Below are 17,745 nucleotides of genomic sequence, written 5' to 3'. Positions count from 1 at the left end.
AGGTGCGCCGGGTTTATGGCGGGAAATGGGCAATTTGGTCGAGCGGGACTGTAGCGCGGGGGTTGTTCAGAAACTGTTGCCAAAACGCCACAATCGCGAGAGGCGACGCATGTGCGTCGTATCTGCAACGCCGGCCCTCGCCGGCACGGCTCGAAACCGTGCCCGCATACGAAAAAGGCCGGGCGGTGCCCGGCCTTTTTCTCTTCAATTTGAAAGGTTTACCATTTGACCTTCAACGAGGTGGAGATAGCCGAGACAAGGTCGTTGCCGAAGTCGGCGGTATAGTCCGTCCCGTAGGTAACGCCATCGTCGCCTACGACTGGATGGATCGATCCGCTGGTGAGTACACCCAATGCGCCGCCAAGACGAACCTCGATGTTCTGGGTCGGCGTGTAGGCCACGCCACCGCTAACCGTCCAGGTATCCGTCTGGGCGCTCAGACCGGTGGAGGTTCCGCGATCCCAGGTCAGAGCGGCAGCACCGCTCCACTGATCATTGAACTTGTGGCCGATACCGCCAGAGACCGTCCAGCCGTCCCGATAGAGCAGATCAAGTGAAGTAGCCCGGTAAGGGCTGGTGGTCGAGCAAGAAGGGGAACCCGTCGGGCAGAAAGGAATGCTCTGCAATACGCTCCAATTCACCCACTTGATCGATCCGAATGCCAGCCAGCCGGGAGCAACGCCTGACTGCAGCTTCAGTTCGAGCGAGTCCGGCACTTGCGCGGAACCGCTGACATCGGTAACCACGCCCAAAAGCGGGTTACCCGGAAGAGGAACCTCGGTCAGATCGAGCGTTCCAGAGAGGTTGTCGAGCTTCACCGCCGAATTGTAGACTAGGCTGGCGCGCAGCGCGATATCAGGGATTTCATAGGCGACACCAGCGCGCCATCCCCAACCATCACCTTCGAGATCGAGACGGCCTATGCCGGTACCAATACCAAGCAACACTGGGAGAGGCGACACGAACTGTTCCTTGAAGCCCGAGACGTCCTCGTGGAACACGCCGCCGATGAAACGAAACTGTCCTTTACCGAGGTCCATCTTGTACGAGCAGGTCCCGCCCACGGCTTCGCTCTTGACCTTGGTTACGATATTGCCGTTCGCACCGGCCCAATTGGCGCCGGGATTGCTGTACGCACCGATCGGCTGGCCGTAGTCGATAAGACAATCGACGGGCCCCATACCAGCTTTAATACCGACGCTCGGCACCCAATAGCTTTCGGTATCGCGGGCACTGCTGGAGAACCCCGGAGCGTTAAGATCACCGCCACCCGTAAACAGGTCCGGATTAATGTCCTTGACGTTCTTCAGGTCGCGCTGCGGCATCACATAGGTGCCGGTAACCTCGCCCGTGACCTGCGCAGGATCGAACAGCAGATCGATGTCATAACCGCCGCGTTCCAGGCCGCCGGCATGCACGGAACCGATCAAGCCCAGCGAAAAACACCCCGCCCCCAGCAGTGTTTTCAAACGCAAATTGCTCATGGATGTCCTCCCCGAAATACTAGTGCGTCAAGCTAGAACCAATTCAGGTTAACGGTGCAACAATGAATTCAGATAGCGTACACGTACACTCTTGCGGACCGCATTTCGAACACAGTGGCGGCCCTGGCCAGCAGGTCCGAAAATGACCACTTGGGAGGCACACTAGGAAAAAAATCAGAAAAAAACGCTTAAAACGGCACGAAATCCGGCTATTTTGCCGGCATTCCGCCCGATTGTTACATTATGGCAACAATGGGGCTGAAACTTTCCGTTTACGTCAACATTAACGCAACGGAATGCCTATTTTTCGGGCAAAAGAGCCGTCGCGACGCGCTTGTCGGCGCCTCGCGAATCCGCGCTCAACCGGCGTCGCGGACCCTTGTCAACGCCACCGAAAGCTTCTCCTGCTGATCGCGGTATTCGTCGAGTTTTTCGCGCTCGGCTGCGACGATCTCTTCCGGCGCGCTGGCGACGAATCGTTCGTTCGACAGCTTCTTATGCAGCCGCGCGATTTCCTCGGTCACCTTGGCCAGCTCCTTCTGCAGCCGCGCCGCCTCGGCGGAGATATCGATCAGGCTGCCGAGCGGCAGGCAGATCGTCGCCTCGTTGAGCACGATCTGGGCCGAGCCCTTGGGTGCGGCGTCCTGCAGCGAGATGTCGCCGACCCGGGCCAGCCGCTTGATGGCGGAAGCATGACGTTCGAGCCTCTGGTGGGTCTCGGCGCTGGCGCCGACCACCACCAGCGGCGCGATCGCCGCCGGCGGCACGTTCATCTCCGAGCGCACGGAGCGGATGCCGGAGACCAGATCGACCAGCCAGTTGATGTCGGCGGCGGCGTCTACATCCTCGAAGTTCGGTGACGGCCAGGCGGCGTGACAGAGCAACGAGTCGCGCGTCATACCCTCGCCTGCCGTCTGCGCCCACAATTCCTCGGTCATGAACGGCATCATCGGGTGAAGCAGCTTGTAGATCTCGTCGAGCACGAAGGCGACGCAGGCGCGGCTTTCCGCCTTGGCCGCCTCGTCGGTGCCCATGAACACCGGCTTCAGAAGTTCCAGATACCAGTCGCAGAACAGGTTCCAGACGAAGCGGTAGGCAGCGCCCGCCGCTTCGTTGAAGCGGTATGAGGTGATGCCCTCGGTGATCGCGTGCGACGCCCTGGTCAGCTCGGTCAGGATCCAGCGGTTGACCGGCAGCTTGGCGTCGTTCAGCCAGAAATCGTCATTGCGCGCGACCTCGTTCATCTCGGCAAAGCGCGTCGCGTTCCACAGCTTGGTGCCGAAATTGCGGTAACCGGCGATGCGCGCCGGATCGAGCTTCACATCGCGCCCCTGCGCCGCCATCACCGTCAACGTGAAGCGCAGTGCGTCGGCGCCAAACTCGTCGATGAGTTCGAGCGGGTCGATGACGTTGCCTTTCGACTTCGACATCTTCTGCCCGTTCTTGTCGCGCACCAGGGCATGCACATAGACCGTGTGGAACGGCTCCTCGTGCATGAAATGCAGCCCCATCATCATCATCCGGGCGACCCAGAAGAAGATGATGTCGAAACCGGTCACCAGCACGTCGGTCTGGTAGTAGGTTTTCAACTCCGGCGTGTGATCCGGCCAGCCCAGCGTCGAGAACGGCCACAGCGCCGACGAGAACCAGGTGTCGAGCACATCCTCGTCGCGGGCAAGGATTTCGCCGGGCTTGAAATTCTCCAGCTTGTCCTCGACCCAGGCCTTCCACGGCCCTTCCAGCGCCAGATAATACTCAATTGCCGCGGCCAGCGCCTCTTCCTCGGTCTTCTCGACGAAGACACGCCCATCCGGCCCGTACCAGGCCGGGATCTGGTGGCCCCACCACAGCTGGCGTGAAATGCACCAGGGCTGGATGTTCTCCATCCAGTCGAAATAGGTCTTTTCCCAATTCTTCGGCACGAAGTTGGTACGGCCCTCGCGCACCGAGGCGATCGCCGGCTTGGCCAGTTCCGCGGCATTGGCATACCACTGCTCGGTGAGGAACGGCTCGATCGGCACGCCGCCGCGGTCGCCATGCGGCACGGCGTGGCGATGCGGCTCGATCTTGTCGAGAAAGCCGCCGGCCTCCATCAGCTCGACGATCTTCTTGCGCGCGACGAAACGGTCGAGACCGTCGAGCTCGTCCCAGACAGCCTGACGTTCCGGCGTCACGTCGAGCCCGGCGAGGAAGTCCTCATTGTCCCTGAGCTTGATCGCGGCCTCGATGGTCAGGATGTTGATCGCCGGCAGCTTGTGGCGCTTGCCGACCTCGAAATCGTTGAAGTCGTGCGCCGGTGTGATCTTGACCGCGCCGGAGCCTTTTTCCGGATCGGAATACTCGTCCGCCACAACAGGGATCTTTCGGCCGACGATCGGCAACACGACATTCTTGCCGACCAGATGCCGGTAGCGCTCGTCGTCCGGGTGCACGGCGACTGCCGTATCGCCCAGCATTGTCTCGGGCCGTGTCGTCGCCACGGTGATGAATGTCCCAGGATTTTCCGGATCGAAAATCTCACCCTCGATCGGATAGCGGAAGTGCCAGAGATTGCCGTTGACCTCCTGCGGCTCGACCTCAAGGTCGGAGATCGCGGTCAACAGCTTGGGGTCCCAGTTCACAAGGCGGTTGTCCTTGTAGATCAGCCCTTGCTTGTAGAGGGTGACGAAGACTTCGAGCACGGCCTTGGACAGGCCTTCATCCATGGTGAAGCGTTCGCGCGACCAGTCGGCCGAGGCGCCAAGCCGCTTCAGCTGGTTGAAGATGGCGCCGCCGGACTCGGCCTTCCACTCCCACACCTTCTCGATGAACTGTTCGCGGGTGAGATCGCGGCGATGGATCTGCTTTTCCATCAGCTGCCGTTCGACCACCATCTGCGTGGCGATGCCGGCATGGTCCATGCCGGGCTGCCACAGCACGTTCTTGCCGCGCATGCGCTCGAAGCGCACGAGTATGTCCTGCAGCGTGTTGTTGAGCGCGTGGCCCATATGCAGCGAGCCGGTGACGTTGGGCGGCGGGATGACGATGGTGAAGGCCTCCGCCCCCTCCTCGGCGCCGGCGCCAGCGCGAAATGCGTCCGCCTCTTCCCAGACTTTGGCGATCTTGGGCTCGACGGTTTTGGCGTCGTAGGTCTTTTCAAGCATGGGAAAATGGTCCGCGCTGTCGGGATTTTTGCTGGTTCGGTGTAAATCGGAAGGTCTTGGCCAAGTCAACCGCAAGGGCGGTCAACGGCACCAGCCATTAGATAGGGCGATATAGATCGAGGCAACAGGCCCGGGCGCGGCCTTGGTCTTGACCGCAAGCCGCAAACCGCCATACCGTGCCTACGCTGCTGTAGGGCGCATCGGCTTTTGGCCGGAGGGGCATTGCCCGCCTACGCCACCTCAACCCACAATGCGCCCATGCCAACGCTCGAACACCACAGAAAACAGGCCAAGCTCTACCTGAAATGGCATCGCGAGCGGTATTATCCCGTTGCCGATGCGATCGGGTCGCTCTTGCCGCGTTTCCGTCATCTCTCCGACAGCCAGATCCTGGACCACAGCTTCAAGCTCGCTGACGCCCTGGAACTGGTGGCCAGGAAGGCAGGTTTCGAGAGTTGGCAGGGGCTGAAGAAAGGCCTTCAGACCATGACCGACAGCACAACATCCGATGCCCAAAAACCATTTCTCGCCATGGCGGAACCCCAGCTTTTCGTTTCCGACATCGCTGCCACCTGCTCGTTCTACGAACAAAAACTCGGCTTCACGACGCGCTTCACCTATGGCGAGCCGCCCTTCTACGCGCAAATATTCCGTGACGGTGCGCGGCTCAATTTGCGCCATGTCGACCTGCTCCTTGTCGACACGAGCCTCCGCGCCAGGGACGACCTGCTGTCGGCTACGATAGTGGTCGAGGCTATCAAGCCGTTGTTTCTTGAATACCAGGCGGCCGGCGCCAGCTTTCATCAGACGCTGCGGACCGAGCCATGGGGTGCCCGCACTTTCATCGTCAGCGATCCCGACGGCAATCTGATCGCCTTCGCGACATCGGCCGCAGGCTAATCCGCAACGAAAAAGCGCCGCCCAACGGCGGCGCTTTGATCGGTGAGGTTGTGATCGCTACTGCGCGCCGCGCGCGACGCGCTCGATTTCCTCGCGCACCAGGCGCTCGACCAGCGTCGGCAGATTGTTGTCCAGCCAGTCCTGCAGCATCGGCCGCAGCATCTCCTCGGCCATCTCGTCGAAGGTCTTCTTGCTGCGGCTGGCAAAGGCGTCGGAGAGCTCGCCGAAGGCGGCGGCGACTTGCCGTCCCGTATGTTCCGAAACGATCGCCGGACGGACCGGCATTGCATCGGCCTGGCGCGCCTGCTCGCTGCGCGAAGGGCCATGCTCGAAAGTCGGCTCGGCCGCCAGATCGTCCTCGAAAGCCTCGATCTCCACGGATACAGCCTGCTGCCTCCCCGTCTCTTGCTGCTTAGTCTCCTGCGGCCTGATCTCTTGCGGCCTGACTTCCTGCGGCTTGGCCACATCGGCTGGCTTTGTCTGACTGCCCACGGCGGCAATTTCGCGCCGCCAATCGGTGACGATCGAATCGCTGGTTTCCGCCTTTGCCCGGGCCGGCGCTTCCGCCTTGGCCGCCGGAGCAGACTCGCCAGCGATTCTGGCGCTGACTTCCGCCAGGGTCATCGGCGCATGCGCGGGAGGCGCAGCGGTTGTAAGGGCCGGATTTGCCGGTGCCGGAGTGCTCGGCTTCACTGGCGCCGGTTCGGAGCGTGTCTCCAGCCGCGTCACGACAGGCTCGGCCAGTTGGGCCTGCACATCGGCCAGCGTCACCGGCTTCTTGCTTTCGGCCGCGCTGTGCAGCTCGCTGCGGAAGGCCTCGACATCCGAGGCCGGTCCGGCGGCCGGCGCAAGATCCTGGCGCAACTCATCGGCGTCACCCGGCTGCTTGCGGCCGGTGTCGCTGTCTTCGATGATCCTCCTGATGGAAGCCAGTATTTCTTCCATGGATGGTTCGCGCTGTGCGCTGCTTGCCGTCGCCATCGTCACATCCGCCGCCCTTGTGACCCGTTTGCAGATTCCTGTCCGGTAAAGCCGGGCACGAATCATGGCGACAGCGTAGCCGACGGATCGCCATCCGAGAATCCCCAATCTCGGGAGATGCGGGATTTCAACAATTTAGACATGGCTCGGAGCCGAAGACCTTCCTTCGGAAAAGATCATGTCGCTACAAAAGGATAGCGCCGCGCATCCCTAAGATGCGCGGCGCTCCAATGCTTCAATCCCGGCGGGATTTGAACCGTCTGGATGCGATCAGCGGCCGTCCGGCGTGCGCAGGCCGATCCATTTGTCCTTGACGGCTCTGTAGTGCTCTTCAGGCTTGTACTTCGTCACCTGCAGAGCAAGCCGCTCGACCGACAGGCGGCCCATGGCCGAAAGGATGGCATAGCTCGCCACCACCACATCGCGCTCGGAGCTGGCGAGGTCGATCTTGGCCGAGATGACGGCGTTCTGGGCGTTCAACACGTCGAGCGTGGTGCGCTGGCCGACATTGCGCTCTTCGATGACGCCGTTGAGCGCCAGTTGCGCGGCGGCGATCACCTGCCGGTTGGCGTCAACGCTTTCCTGCGCAGAGGTATATTGCGTCCATGCCGACGTCACCGCCTGGCGGACCTGATCGCGGCTGACATCGACCTCGATGCGAGCCTGGCTAAGCGATTCCTTCGACTGGCGGACCAGGGCCGAGGTGCGGCCGCCCGAGTAGATCGGAATCGTTAGCGACGCGCCGATGCTGGCGGCATTTGACGTGGCATCGCTGGTGGCGCTGGGAACCGTGTTGCTGTAGGCGCGGGAAACGCCGGCGCTGGCGGTGAGCTGCGGCAACAATGCTCCTTCCTGCGACTTCACCGCAAAACCCGCCGCATCGACAAGATGCTCGGTGGCGAGAATGGCCGGGTGTTCGGTCGCCGCGATGCCGATCGCCGCATCGAGGCTCCTCGGCAACAGCTTCGCCAGCGGCGAGGCCGCCTTGAGCTTGCCCGGCTCGTCGCCGACGATCTGGCGATAGGTCGCCGCACTGGCGAGCGCCTGCGCGCGGGCAGCGCTCAACTGCGCCACCGCGGCCGAGCGCGAGGCGTCGGCCTGTGCCACGTCGGTGCGTGTGCCTTCGCCGACCTCGAAACGCGAACGCGCCGCGCGCGCCTGCTCGGTCAGGAATTGCAAATTCTGTTCCGTCAGAACCGCCACCTGGCGATCATGGATCACATCCATGTAGGCGCTTGCCGCGTTGAACAGGGTGTTCTCTTCGGTGTTGCGCAAACTCTCAACCGAGGCCCTGACCTGCGCTTCGGCCGCCGCGACATTGTTTTTGGTCTGAAACCCGTCGAAAAGAGTCTGGTTGATCTGGATACCGAAACTGCCGGTGGTCAGGGCCAGGCTCCTGTTGGCACCGACAATGTGTCTGGACGTATAGTCAATGTCAGCCGAACCGTTGATGGTCGGGCGCCAGCCCGACTTGGCGATAGCGACGCCCTCATCGGTAACGCGCACGCCCGCACGGGCGGAATTCAGCGACGAATTGTTCTGGTAGGCCTTGGAAAGCGCGCCGAGAATGGTTTCCGCCGAGGCGGCTATCGGCGAAAGCGCGGTCGCGGAAATAAGGACGGTAGCAAACAAGCTCTTGGCTAAGGACGGCACTTTAAATCCCTCATTCGTTTTGCACGGGAACCACGCCACGCCAGCCCATCCCGAGGGATCAGCCAGCGCCGCGTCGATTTATCGTTCCCCCGCTGACGGCCTCCCGAAAACACCGGTTAACCAAATCAGCAACGATTGTCCAATCGCAAGCCAACATGACAGCGCCTTTGCTGCAAGGCAAAATCACTTAGAATTCGAACGCGTGAATACGTTCAAATCCCGGTAGTGGCTTAATTGCCGCATTAAATGCCCGTCTTCCGGTTACAACCCCCCCTGCCCTAATAAACAAGCGGGCCACGCCCGCATTGCCCTGCCCTTCGACGGCGACCAGACGGCCGCCTTCGGCGAGTTGGCCGAGCAGCGCCGCCGGCACTTCCTCGACGCTGCCGCCGATCACAATCACATTGTAGGGCGCCTTGGCGGCATGACCTTGCGGCAACGGCCCGGTGACCACGGCGACATTGTCGCAGCCCTGCGCCGATAGTGCGGCCTTGGCCGTTTCCGCCAGTCCGGCATCGCTTTCCAGCGCAATGACGGATTTTGCCAGTCTGGACAGCAGCGCCGCGCAATAGCCGGTGCCGCAACCGACATCGAGCACCGAATCGCCGGGGCCGATCTCGGCCAGTTGCAAAAGCTTGGCCAGCGGCGACGGCTCCATGAGGTAGCGTGCACCGCTGCCGTTGGCGCCATCGGAGATGCGGATATCCTCGTCAATATAGGCAAGAGCCTGCTGGCCAGCCCCGACAAAGGCCTCGCGCGGCACCGCGAGCATTGCATCGAGCAATGCTGCGTCTGTCACGTCGGTGGTGCGGACCTGGCCGTCGACCATCTTGACGCGAAGTTCGGAGAAATCAGCGCTCATGTCCCAACCAATCCGTCAAAAGCCAATGCGCTGAAATGCGCTTGTCGCGCCAACACTGCGGCGCATTCGACCGGAACTCAAGCCCCCGCCACGCGGGAGCTGAAGCAACTGGAGGCCTCGCCCGGAATCGAACCGGGGTGCAAGGATTTGCAGTCCTCTGCGTAACCACTCCGCCACGAGGCCTCGTCGCTCCCGGCGAGCGAACTCAATATGGTGGCAGCGAAAGGTCGTCAAGCGTCCGCGCAGCATTCCGGCGCGCTTTCCTCGTCAGCCTCCGCAACGTGGTTCCCGAGCGGTTTAACCGCTTGGCGCAGCGGTATATTAGGCAGTCATTAAGCATGGCCTGGCGATTGGTGAAACTCGAACCCGCGGGTTTACGTTGCGGGAGATGGAGGTAGCCCATGCCCAGGGCCGCAACAGACTGGAAAAACAGCGAGGGCAGATTGTCGCTGCTGCGCTGCGAAGAACTTGTGCGCTACGCGATCGACCGCCTCGGCATCGAGGGTGCAAACCGGCTTTCGCCGCATGATCGCGCGCGGCTGGCTTCAGCGGCCGCCGTTCTCAAGGAAATCTGCGAGGGGCTGGAAAAGCGCAGCGACCGCTGAGCCACGACCGGGCCATCGCTTTCAACTCGGCCGGCGGCGTCGTTCCCACCAGACGACGAACCGCCGCCGCTGGCGGCGCACCGCGGCAAATTCGTAGGAAAGCACCAAAAGGCCGAGCGGAATCATCCAGAAGCCGAGAATCGGCAGGAAGCCGAGAATGCCGAAAAACACCAGCACGATGCCGATGGCGATCCTGAGGCCGCGCGAGCGCGGCATGGTGAACTCGCGGCCGAACACCGAAATTTTCCGCGCCGGTGCCTGGTTTTCGCCTGCTGCAGTCATGTCGAAAGTCGATCCGGTTGCCATCAGTAAAGCCATATGCCGTAAAGGCTGCAATCGCCTTTTCGGTTCCGCCGACCAAGGCCGGACGGCGCCCAAGACCGCTCATATGTGGTGTGATCAGGCGATTGCCAGAAACCATCGCATGAAAAAGCGCAAAAAAAATGCGAAATGCTTCTTTGCAAAGCCGAAACGGGTTTGCTATAGGCTGCGCCACTCACATGAGAGCCTCTGTTCCCCGGTAGCTCAGTGGTAGAGCAACCGGCTGTTAACCGGTTGGTCGCTGGTTCGAATCCGGCCCGGGGAGCCAACATTTCCAAGGTTTTTAGAGTTCTCAGGAACAGCCGGAGATCGGCTGATCTACAGCATATCTACACAACTCGACTTCGCTGGGTGCCGATCTACACCCGGAGGAGAGAATGACCATTGACCACGTTTTCGACGGTCTGATCCGGCTGGAGGGAGTCCAACCGAAAGGAAATTGGCGTGCCTTTGCCATGTTCGACTGACCTACTGGCCGCCTCGCCGGGTCAGCCTGAGATAATCTCGTAGCTAAGAATCTGAGCGTCGCTGAGGGACGATCTCCGTCCAGGCGAGATGACGCCGGAGCCGAACAGGAGAATGGCTTCACGGCGCACGAACACTTCTTGGTCAGGTCCAGTCGACACAAATGTGCCCGACGAGCTTCGCTCAGCAAGCCCCGCCCTGCCGTTCGAAATGGTGAAGGTCGCGTGGTGCCGTGAGACCCAGGGCCGCGGGACGACGATATTGCATTCAGGAGATCGGCCGATGGTCACGAATTCGTTGTTGCGGCAAGATCGCAACTGATCTCCATAGCGGATGACCAGATTGATGTGCCTAGCCGGGGCGAACCGCCTATCGATAATGGTGCCCTGGCTGGCGATCTGCGTAGTGAGGCCCCCATCGTCGCTACCCAAGGTATAGACGTCGAAGGGCTCTTCCTTGCCCTTGAAGGGCATTTTGTCGAGGAGCCGCAAGGCACTGCGGCCCTCTGAGGAAAGGGCTTCGAAGAAGCTCTGGCTGATCAGCACCTCCCCCGGGTTGGCCGTGGTGGACAACCTTGCGGTGACATTGACAACGTCGCCGAATACTTCGCCCCGCGTGCGAATAACCGCCCCGAAGTGCAATCCGATTCGGGTGGTCAGCGACCCTTTCGTGAGCTGGCTGCTAATTTGAAGGACGGCCCTCAGGGCCGCCTCTGGCCTCTCGAACAGGCTAAGCACGTCATCGCCCTTCGAGTGAATGAAATCGCCGCCGTGCCGGACGGCAATCCCGCGTATCGCGTCTAGGCAATCTGAGATCTGCTGCAGAGCGGCATCGTCGCCGATGCGCTCATAGAGCGGCGTGCTGCCCACCACATCGGCTAAAAGGACTGCGGCTAGAATTCTTTCCTGATTCATCGTCCTAAAGCGCACTCCGGCGGCACCGGCTTAGCCTACAACCGAGCTTGTCACCCGTCCCTGAGTCCTTGATGCTTGCGTTGTATCAGATTTCCCCTCCGATGGTCCCGCTCTACATCGCCTGCATGGCCCTCCTGATGCTCGCCAGCGCTGTTTGGCGATACCGACGGCGCGATATGCTGGGGCATGACCGCCTAAATGCGGCTTCTCAAACACGCTAACGATGTCAGATAGTTGTTGCGGGCTCAGGAATGGCTGGCGTACTTCACCTTGCCCCACTGACTGCATTGAGGACACAAAGGATGGAGATAGGCCAACTTGTCTCCCGGAATATTTCCCGAACTAGTGATCGTCAGGCTGCTGCCCTCGAAACCCTCCAAGCTGTAGGATTCCCAAGTGCCGCTGAGGGGCTGAGCGTCTTCCCGTAGTTTCAAATACCCGGTGCGACCGCATTCGCAAACCAGCTTTTCCCGCAATACAGTTGAGAGCACTTAGGACAGCCTTCCGACGATGCGGCGAACAGGCCCGATGCTACCATGGGCACTTGGTATTCGAGTTACCCCGCACTGCCCAAGCTACAGGCGTATTAGCGATAGCTCAACTAAGACTGAAGTCCCCTAAGCCCTCTCTCGAAGGTCGGCTTCCACTCGCGATTGCTCTTGGCCTGATGCCCTCGTAATCAGGAACCACCGTGAAGAACATAGTCAACATTGATTAGAATGCGGTGGTGACCCTCGGCTTCATCTTGGCGATCAATTTATCCAACGACGCTATGTCGTTCAGTGCTGTGAAATCGAGATCGTCGCGGGATTGTTCAAGAGTCATCAAGCGAAGTTTTCCGTCCTGCCCGATCGATGAATAGCCAGCTACCAGCGCGGCACGATACTGCTCCAAGAGGATGATCGCCTGGTCGATCAGGCGCACCTTATCAGGTATCCAATCGCGCAGTGCAAAAACGAATTGGCGCGCACCTAAGCCGGATCGTCTCGCCAAATCGGCACGCGATTGATTTTGATCGCTACTAGTCGCCGAATCCAGCCCCGACCGCCTCGCGCCCTGTTGGCGCAAATGCTTCAACATCGAGCCTGCACCTTCGCAAAGGAAACAGCCCGACGCGCGCCACGCAGGTCGGCGGAACCTGGACGCGCGCCGGGCCATTTGCGGGTGGGCTCAGACTTGGGTATGGCCCGCAACGCCCAAACTATAGGCACCGTAGCTATTTGCTCAACCAGGACTGAAGTCCCCGGTCTTCCGTGGGTTCTGTCCCCGCAGGCTCGCCGAGAACACCCACCCGGGTTCTCAGCGAGCCAGCCACGCCGGCACGAGGGACACAACGGAGCGACCTCTAACCTGTACGGGTTCGATGTGCGAAAAGTTGCGAAGCATGACCCAAGAGAGTTCGTGCCACTCAATCTACGGCTGGGTAGCATCATCCGGACCACCCAAAATATATGAGGATTCACTAAAAAGTTTGGAACATCAGATGGACAGGGACAGAACCAAAGCGGTCACGCCAGACCTTCGAAAGCAAGCCGCAAGACTTTAGTCTGATAGAAAAAGCCCACCAATGAGGTCCCAGCAGCGGGCTTTAAGCGGCTACATCCACAGAGGGAATCGACCGCCCTGCAAATACAACTCCAGATGGGCGACTACGTTCCCGGTGGATCCGTTACGGTCTGAGTTGGGCGCCGCCAATTCAACGGAAGCCGGCGGTGCCCTTAGCTGGCAACCAGCGGAACGGTGACCGTTGTCGAGTAATTGATGGGGTATTGGTCGAAATACGGGAAGGCGATGACGAAGCCATAGCTGGCGGTCAGATGCGCCATCTTGAAGCCGCCGCTGGCAGGGTCGATCGCGATCGTCACAATAACGTTGTGCAGACCCAGGTTCACCAATTTCTGCGTAGCGATGGCCTGGATGTCGCTCTGCGAAAGCGTGTTGTTCAGCTGCAGCGCCCGAGAAGAGGTCTCCAGCGTATAGCGGACGGTCGACACGGCATTCATGGCCCAGCCGAAGGCGAAGATTCCGAACAAAAGCATCACCAGGACAGGGGCGATCAAGGCGAATTCCAGCCCTGCTGCGCCGGAGCAATCACGGCGCCATCTGGACCCGATCCTTTCAGCGGACACGGATCACCTGTTGATGTCTCATCGCGCGCGGGTCCGGGAAGACACCGAAGTTGAACGGGGGCACCCAGGTGCCCGTCGCCGTTATCTGGACGAAGATAGACGGCAACTTTGTTGTCCCGACGCAGAGCGTCTTGTCGTCGGCCACGACCGTGCTGCCGCACATGAACGACCTCGTCAGCGCGACCGTCCCGTCATCGGGGCGATTGTTCCAGCTCGAAAGCGCGACCGCCTGCGTTCCCGGGTCTTTGGCCGCGTCACTGCCCGCGCCGGCCATCACGAGATTGGCCGCGGTTTTGACGCCGGCGCGCATATGCAGGTAGCTCGTCACGTAGGACCAGCCGTCGGCGATGCCGAAGCAGACCAAGCACAGGATGGGCAGCACCACGGCAAATTCCACGGCGGCCATCCCGGCTTTGTCCCGGACAATGCGTAAGGCCCGCTTACCCATCCCGCTACTCGACCAGCTGAACGGACTGCGTCGCCGGAATGTCCTTAATCCCGAGGCTGGTGCAGTCCTGCTTGATGGTCGTACTGCCGGACCATTGGATGGTGTTGGCGACGACCTGAGTGCAGCCGCCGTTCCCCGAGAAGTTGCCAAGGTAGTTGACCTGCTGCTTGGGAAAATAGATGGCGCCGGTCAAAAGCGAGTCCGCCGTGCCGTTGAAGGTGCTCTGCGCTGCGGTCCCGGTCCTGTCGCCGTAGAACAGCACGCCGGAATAGGTTCCGGATGTCGGCGCGCTCAGCGTCACCTTAGCGTTGCCGTTCATGCTGACGGTGTTGCTGCCTGCCATGAAGATGGTTACCCCGTTGCCCGCGACGACCGCGTTGGCGTTGACCTTCATACTGCCCTGCACGACATAGACGCCGGGAGAAAGCGTGACGTTGCCGCTGAGGCTCATGCCGCTGCAGTAGGTGCCAGGCTGGAGTGTTTGCGAGTTCTTGTTGCCGTTGACATTCTTGCATGGGTTGCCGGCCGCAGGCGTCGCCAGGCTGGAGAAAGGATCGGCAGCCGGCAAAGCGTGGGTGATGTTGGACTTGCAGACCGTGGTCGCTGGAACGTTCAGCACCATGCCGCCGACCGTGATCAGGCAGTCGGCCTTTATCGTCGCCGATCCCTGGGTCTTGATGGCGTCCGAGGCAATCGAGTCCGACATGACCGAGCAGCCGGTGAGGTTGACGGTGGTGTTGCCGGAAAAGAGCGCAGCCTGGGCGGCCGACGGGCTGAGCGCCAGCACGCAGGCTTTCGAGGCGTCGGTGATGAGCGCCACGGCCCTCGCCTGTTCCGGAACCGGCGTGCTGTTGAAGATCGCCGTGAAGTAGCGATCGACGTTCTGCTTTACGATGACCTCCACCGCCTTCTTCGCGGTGTTCGGGCCGGACAATGGCGGCGTGTTGACCTGGATCGTGCCCGGCGTGGCAAAATTGTTCGAGGTCGCCGACTGCGTCGCGGCGGCGATGATGGTCGGGTTGTCGGAACCCGCGACCTTCTCGAGCGCGCCGGCATAGGCCGCGGCATCGGCCACCGCCTGCAGCTTCAGGCTGTTGTAGTACCAGAGGGAGGTCTCGACACCGAGGCCTGCGCCGCCGACCACGACCGGCAAGGTAAAGGCAAAGATGACGGCAACGTTACCGTTCGTGGCGCGTCTTAGGCGGCCCCAAAAAATCCGGATCCGGGTAAAAGCATTGAATGCCATGTGTTATTAGAAATCACGAATAGATAAACGAATGTCTAAAGACTCCATTCCGATTCGACGTAGTGCGACGGGCTAGGCGCGCGTTCGCGCCTGGAATTATCGTTGGGAAGCTAGTGATCTGTCGCGTGTCACCGCCACCGATGGCGGAAGACAAGTCGATATGAGCACGTGGTCCAAGTCGGATCGCGAGCGGCACACTCAACCGTGACGGAGCCGGATGGGCGTTTACCCGCCAGACATCGGCGCCCGGTGCGTTTCATTCGCTTAATGCATGTCGCCCAAAAGTGCGCAGCGGTTTTGGGACAACGACTTGCATAAATACAACAACCTAAAGCGCGTCGCATGAGGCCGTTCGGGCGCGACGCGCTTTAGGCCTTCAAACGCCACCGAATTATTCTCTGAAATCGTCAAGCACGCCCTTGCGGGGGCGTGGCTGCTCGCTTGACCGGCTGTTTGGCGGCGTCCGGAATGGCCTCCTTCGCCTCCTGCTCAGTGTTCCGCCGCCCGTAGACAAGCCCAAACACAAGCGCGAAATACCCCGCCTGCAGCAGAAAAGCGGCGATGACGCCCCAGATTACACCCTTCCCGACGGACCCCGTGTCAAGATAGGCCCAAACTGCAACGAGCACCGACGTCGCCAGCATTCCCACCAGAAACCGCGGAAAATACATTGCCCCAAACCCCTTTGCCGCCGTTCCCCAACGGCTCCCCGCACCTCCTGACCATTATTTAGTATTTTAGCAATTGCGCAAGTATGGCGGTTCGGTCGCTTGCGCAGCCGCCCTCTTCCGGGCTAGGTGTCCTCGCGGAAATCCTGCAGCGAGGCAGGGCGCACGTCCTCCCGGCAAGGCTATATGCCCTACGCGATCACACCATACCCTTGACTGGTGAGTCCGCTATTCTTCATGAGCGGCGGACCCCATTTCCGCCTTAAGGCCGGCGCCACCCCAAAAGCCCACCCAGGCATACCCCAACGGCGTCGGCCATTTTTCCCCGGAACATCTCCACGACAGCGACGTTCGCCTTGATGGCTATCGTCACCGGGTTCGCATCCGCAGTGGTGGTTCTTTTTGTCGTGCTGCTGTTCAGCCATGCGGCCCGAGACCTGCAAAGCTCGCCCAGCTATCACCGGTTATGTCGCCGCCTGCGCAAAGGCTTTTAGCGCCTGACGCGCATCTGCCTATTGATTCCCATCAGGTAGGGCCTGCGAGAGCGCTTGCGATGTGCCCGGTCGCATAGCAATTATTGTCCTCGTTGCGCGACCTTTTCAACGGAGATCGCCAATGGCCAAAAGGCGAAATTCATCCAGTGGAACATCGCCGGGGCGGCGTAGCCGCCTACGGCTGGGTAGCGCTTACAAATCTGTAACCTACTCGCCATAATTCCGGGAGGATTCGAGCCCAATTCGACCAAGGTTTCCTAGCTATTCAGTAACGCGACTGAAAAACTGTTCACATCATCAGGGAAAAATGACAGAAACTGGATCGGGATATTCAGCTTATCAGATTGCGCTTCACTGGATCACAGCTGCCCTTGTTTTATTCCAACTGTTATTTGGCGAGAGCATGACAACCGTGGTGGATGCCGCCGACGAGGGGCAACCGGTTTCTGCTCTCGACCAGACGCTAGGCTCTGCACACTACTGGATAGGTCTGGCGATCCTGGCTCTTGTCGTGGTCCGGCTGATTATGCGGTTGGTGTCAGGAGCTCCCAAGCCCGTAGAGGGCGGCCCTAGCTGGATGCAGATCGCGGCCCGCCTGTCGCATGGGCTGTTCTATCTGCTGCTGCTGGCAACGCCCATCCTCGGGCTTCTCGCCTTCTACGTTGGCGACCCTTGGAGTGATATCCACTCGCTCAATAAGCCGCTGTTTATCGTCTTGATTTCGGTCCATGCCTTGGCGGCTCTATTTCACCAGTTCTGGATTCGCGACGGGACGTTGAAGCGGATGCTGGCGCCAGATCGCTAGCCCGGTCTGTCAAATATTACTATCCCCATGCCTGCCGGCGACCAATTCTTCATTCATGTCTTCCTCGCAGCGGCGTACGCACATTTGGGCGAGACGCAGAAGGCGCGCGCTGAAGTCGAGGAAGCACTGACGAGGAAACACGACCTGACTGTCCGGCTGTTTTCAGGTTCCCGTTCGCCGACCAAGTCGCCCTCGAGCTTTTCACGTCAGGCTTCAGAAAGGCCGGTTTTCCAGCGTGAATGCGCCTTCCGGGCTTGATGCGTTGCTCAGGATCCAGCCGCTCGCCGGCGCCCTTCCTCAACCAGGCGAAACCGGTAGCGATCGCGTATGAACTCGTTGAAGAATTGTCCTTTCGAGAAGGCGGCCCGGAACGCCGCATGGGTCTCGGGCTCGACCTTCTCATAGTCATAACGGGAGCCGCTCGGGACGAACCAGACCGAAAGGACCTTCGTCGCCGGGTCGTAATGCATGTTGCGGATGGCAGTGGACGGCATGCCAAGAATCCTGCTTTGCCCTAATCCTGCTTCGCTCAAAGCCGTGCTTCGCCCCAAAATCCTGCTTCACCAGTGCGTAATGCCGCGGAGACGCGGAGGTTCCGTTAGGGTAGTTAGGCCGCGACAGCGCCGA

The 17,745-nt window shown here is 60.5% G+C and carries 17 protein-coding genes and 2 tRNA genes; 5 read left to right on the top strand and 14 right to left on the bottom strand.

The features are described 5' to 3' along the window. Positions 1-218 precede the first annotated feature (218 nt). Both H0241_RS03850 and H0241_RS03845 read right to left on the bottom strand, forming a co-directional pair. A complete protein-coding gene (locus H0241_RS03850; RefSeq protein ID WP_181056068.1) occupies positions 219-1,484 on the bottom strand; it encodes an OmpP1/FadL family transporter in 1,266 nt (421 codons plus the stop codon). A 359-nt stretch (positions 1,485-1,843) separates the two neighbouring features. Then, positions 1,844-4,627 carry a valine--tRNA ligase gene (locus H0241_RS03845; protein WP_181056067.1) on the bottom strand — a complete coding sequence of 928 codons (2,784 nt, stop codon included), beginning with the start codon at positions 4,625-4,627 and terminating at the stop codon, positions 1,844-1,846. Positions 4,628-4,885: 258 nt separating this feature from the next. Here H0241_RS03845 and H0241_RS03840 point away from each other — a divergent pair, with 258 nt between their 5' ends. Then, on the top strand, positions 4,886-5,527 hold the full coding sequence (locus H0241_RS03840) for a bleomycin resistance protein (RefSeq protein ID WP_181056066.1): 642 nt from the start codon (positions 4,886-4,888) through the stop codon (positions 5,525-5,527). Between the two features lie 57 nt (positions 5,528-5,584). Here the strand turns inward: H0241_RS03840 and H0241_RS03835 are convergent, their stop codons facing one another. The 4 genes from H0241_RS03835 to H0241_RS03820 form a co-directional block, all read right to left on the bottom strand. Beyond that, a complete protein-coding gene (locus H0241_RS03835) occupies positions 5,585-6,508 on the bottom strand; it encodes a PopZ family protein (RefSeq protein WP_181056065.1) in 924 nt (307 codons plus the stop codon). A 270-nt stretch (positions 6,509-6,778) separates the two neighbouring features. Beyond that, complete coding sequence (locus tag H0241_RS03830; RefSeq protein WP_181056064.1) at positions 6,779-8,161, bottom strand: TolC family outer membrane protein; 1,383 nt, start codon at positions 8,159-8,161, stop codon at positions 6,779-6,781. A 187-nt stretch (positions 8,162-8,348) separates the two neighbouring features. Then, complete coding sequence (locus tag H0241_RS03825; RefSeq protein ID WP_181056063.1) at positions 8,349-9,023, bottom strand: protein-L-isoaspartate O-methyltransferase family protein; 675 nt, start codon at positions 9,021-9,023, stop codon at positions 8,349-8,351. A 109-nt stretch (positions 9,024-9,132) separates the two neighbouring features. Next, positions 9,133-9,206, bottom strand: a tRNA-Cys gene (locus H0241_RS03820). Positions 9,207-9,466: 260 nt separating this feature from the next. Here H0241_RS03820 and H0241_RS03815 point away from each other — a divergent pair. After that, complete coding sequence (locus tag H0241_RS03815) at positions 9,467-9,628, top strand: hypothetical protein (protein ID WP_181056062.1); 162 nt, start codon at positions 9,467-9,469, stop codon at positions 9,626-9,628. A 21-nt stretch (positions 9,629-9,649) separates the two neighbouring features. Here H0241_RS03815 and H0241_RS03810 read toward each other — a convergent pair whose 3' ends face one another. Further along, positions 9,650-9,910 (bottom strand): PGPGW domain-containing protein, encoded by a 261-nt coding sequence (locus H0241_RS03810; RefSeq protein ID WP_181056168.1) that lies wholly within the window; start codon positions 9,908-9,910, stop codon positions 9,650-9,652. A 232-nt stretch (positions 9,911-10,142) separates the two neighbouring features. Here H0241_RS03810 and H0241_RS03805 point away from each other — a divergent pair. Then, positions 10,143-10,217 (top strand) — tRNA-Asn (locus H0241_RS03805). A gap of 220 nt (positions 10,218-10,437) precedes the next feature. On the opposite strand, the gene H0241_RS03800 is transcribed toward H0241_RS03805, so the two are convergent. The 6 genes from H0241_RS03800 to H0241_RS03775 all read right to left on the bottom strand — a co-directional run bounded on the left by H0241_RS03800 (position 10,438) and on the right by H0241_RS03775 (position 15,822). Continuing rightward, positions 10,438-11,328: an adenylate/guanylate cyclase domain-containing protein gene (locus tag H0241_RS03800; RefSeq protein WP_181056061.1), complete on the bottom strand. Its 891-nt coding sequence runs from the start codon at positions 11,326-11,328 to the stop codon at positions 10,438-10,440. 714 nt (positions 11,329-12,042) lie between these two features. Beyond that, positions 12,043-12,408, bottom strand: a complete 366-nt coding sequence (locus tag H0241_RS03795) for a hypothetical protein (RefSeq protein ID WP_181056060.1) — start codon at positions 12,406-12,408, stop codon at positions 12,043-12,045. Between the two features lie 638 nt (positions 12,409-13,046). Beyond that, complete coding sequence (locus H0241_RS03790; RefSeq protein ID WP_181056059.1) at positions 13,047-13,457, bottom strand: TadE/TadG family type IV pilus assembly protein; 411 nt, start codon at positions 13,455-13,457, stop codon at positions 13,047-13,049. Then, positions 13,447-13,863: a TadE/TadG family type IV pilus assembly protein gene (locus H0241_RS03785; RefSeq protein WP_235983911.1), complete on the bottom strand. Its 417-nt coding sequence runs from the start codon at positions 13,861-13,863 to the stop codon at positions 13,447-13,449. The genes H0241_RS03790 and H0241_RS03785 overlap by 11 nt, the downstream gene beginning before the upstream one ends. 46 nt (positions 13,864-13,909) lie before the next feature. Further along, positions 13,910-15,151 (bottom strand): pilus assembly protein TadG-related protein, encoded by a 1,242-nt coding sequence (locus tag H0241_RS03780; RefSeq protein WP_181056057.1) that lies wholly within the window; start codon positions 15,149-15,151, stop codon positions 13,910-13,912. A 407-nt stretch (positions 15,152-15,558) separates the two neighbouring features. Then, on the bottom strand, positions 15,559-15,822 hold the full coding sequence (locus H0241_RS03775) for a hypothetical protein (RefSeq protein WP_181056056.1): 264 nt from the start codon (positions 15,820-15,822) through the stop codon (positions 15,559-15,561). A 356-nt stretch (positions 15,823-16,178) separates the two neighbouring features. Between H0241_RS03775 and H0241_RS36110 the strand changes: the two genes are divergently transcribed. After that, positions 16,179-16,313: a hypothetical protein gene (locus tag H0241_RS36110; RefSeq protein WP_268926398.1), complete on the top strand. Its 135-nt coding sequence runs from the start codon at positions 16,179-16,181 to the stop codon at positions 16,311-16,313. A 307-nt stretch (positions 16,314-16,620) separates the two neighbouring features. After that, the gene (locus H0241_RS03770) at positions 16,621-17,118 is read left to right on the top strand and encodes a cytochrome b (protein ID WP_181056055.1); all 498 of its coding nucleotides are present in this window, start codon (positions 16,621-16,623) and stop codon (positions 17,116-17,118) included. 266 nt (positions 17,119-17,384) lie between these two features. Here the strand turns inward: H0241_RS03770 and H0241_RS03765 are convergent, their stop codons facing one another. Beyond that, positions 17,385-17,612 (bottom strand): KTSC domain-containing protein, encoded by a 228-nt coding sequence (locus tag H0241_RS03765; RefSeq protein WP_181056054.1) that lies wholly within the window; start codon positions 17,610-17,612, stop codon positions 17,385-17,387. Between the last annotated feature and the right edge of the window lie 133 nt (positions 17,613-17,745).

The sequence above is a fragment of the Mesorhizobium neociceri genome (assembly GCF_013520985.1).
Lineage (GTDB): Bacteria > Pseudomonadota > Alphaproteobacteria > Rhizobiales > Rhizobiaceae > Mesorhizobium > Mesorhizobium neociceri.
Note: the sequence above shows the minus strand (reverse complement) of the source record. Positions and strands in the feature narration are given on the sequence as shown.

What these genes read in the sequence shown, in the direction of transcription:
- H0241_RS03770 (WP_181056055.1), top strand. Translation starts at nt 16,621, where the DNA reads ATGACAGAAACTGGATCGGGATATTCAGCTTATCAGATTGCGCTTCAC.
- H0241_RS03765 (WP_181056054.1), bottom strand. Translation starts at nt 17,612, where the DNA reads ATGCCGTCCACTGCCATCCGCAACATGCATTACGACCCGGCGACGAAG.
- H0241_RS03785 (WP_235983911.1), bottom strand. Translation starts at nt 13,863, where the DNA reads ATGGCCGCCGTGGAATTTGCCGTGGTGCTGCCCATCCTGTGCTTGGTC.
- H0241_RS03845 (WP_181056067.1), bottom strand. Translation starts at nt 4,627, where the DNA reads ATGCTTGAAAAGACCTACGACGCCAAAACCGTCGAGCCCAAGATCGCC.
- H0241_RS03840 (WP_181056066.1), top strand. Translation starts at nt 4,886, where the DNA reads ATGCCAACGCTCGAACACCACAGAAAACAGGCCAAGCTCTACCTGAAA.
- H0241_RS36110 (WP_268926398.1), top strand. Translation starts at nt 16,179, where the DNA reads ATGGCTATCGTCACCGGGTTCGCATCCGCAGTGGTGGTTCTTTTTGTC.
- H0241_RS03775 (WP_181056056.1), bottom strand. Translation starts at nt 15,822, where the DNA reads ATGTATTTTCCGCGGTTTCTGGTGGGAATGCTGGCGACGTCGGTGCTC.
- H0241_RS03800 (WP_181056061.1), bottom strand. Translation starts at nt 11,328, where the DNA reads ATGAATCAGGAAAGAATTCTAGCCGCAGTCCTTTTAGCCGATGTGGTG.
- H0241_RS03850 (WP_181056068.1), bottom strand. Translation starts at nt 1,484, where the DNA reads ATGAGCAATTTGCGTTTGAAAACACTGCTGGGGGCGGGGTGTTTTTCG.
- H0241_RS03810 (WP_181056168.1), bottom strand. Translation starts at nt 9,910, where the DNA reads ATGACTGCAGCAGGCGAAAACCAGGCACCGGCGCGGAAAATTTCGGTG.
- H0241_RS03795 (WP_181056060.1), bottom strand. Translation starts at nt 12,408, where the DNA reads ATGTTGAAGCATTTGCGCCAACAGGGCGCGAGGCGGTCGGGGCTGGAT.
- H0241_RS03825 (WP_181056063.1), bottom strand. Translation starts at nt 9,023, where the DNA reads ATGAGCGCTGATTTCTCCGAACTTCGCGTCAAGATGGTCGACGGCCAG.
- H0241_RS03835 (WP_181056065.1), bottom strand. Translation starts at nt 6,508, where the DNA reads ATGGCGACGGCAAGCAGCGCACAGCGCGAACCATCCATGGAAGAAATA.
- H0241_RS03780 (WP_181056057.1), bottom strand. Translation starts at nt 15,151, where the DNA reads ATGGCATTCAATGCTTTTACCCGGATCCGGATTTTTTGGGGCCGCCTA.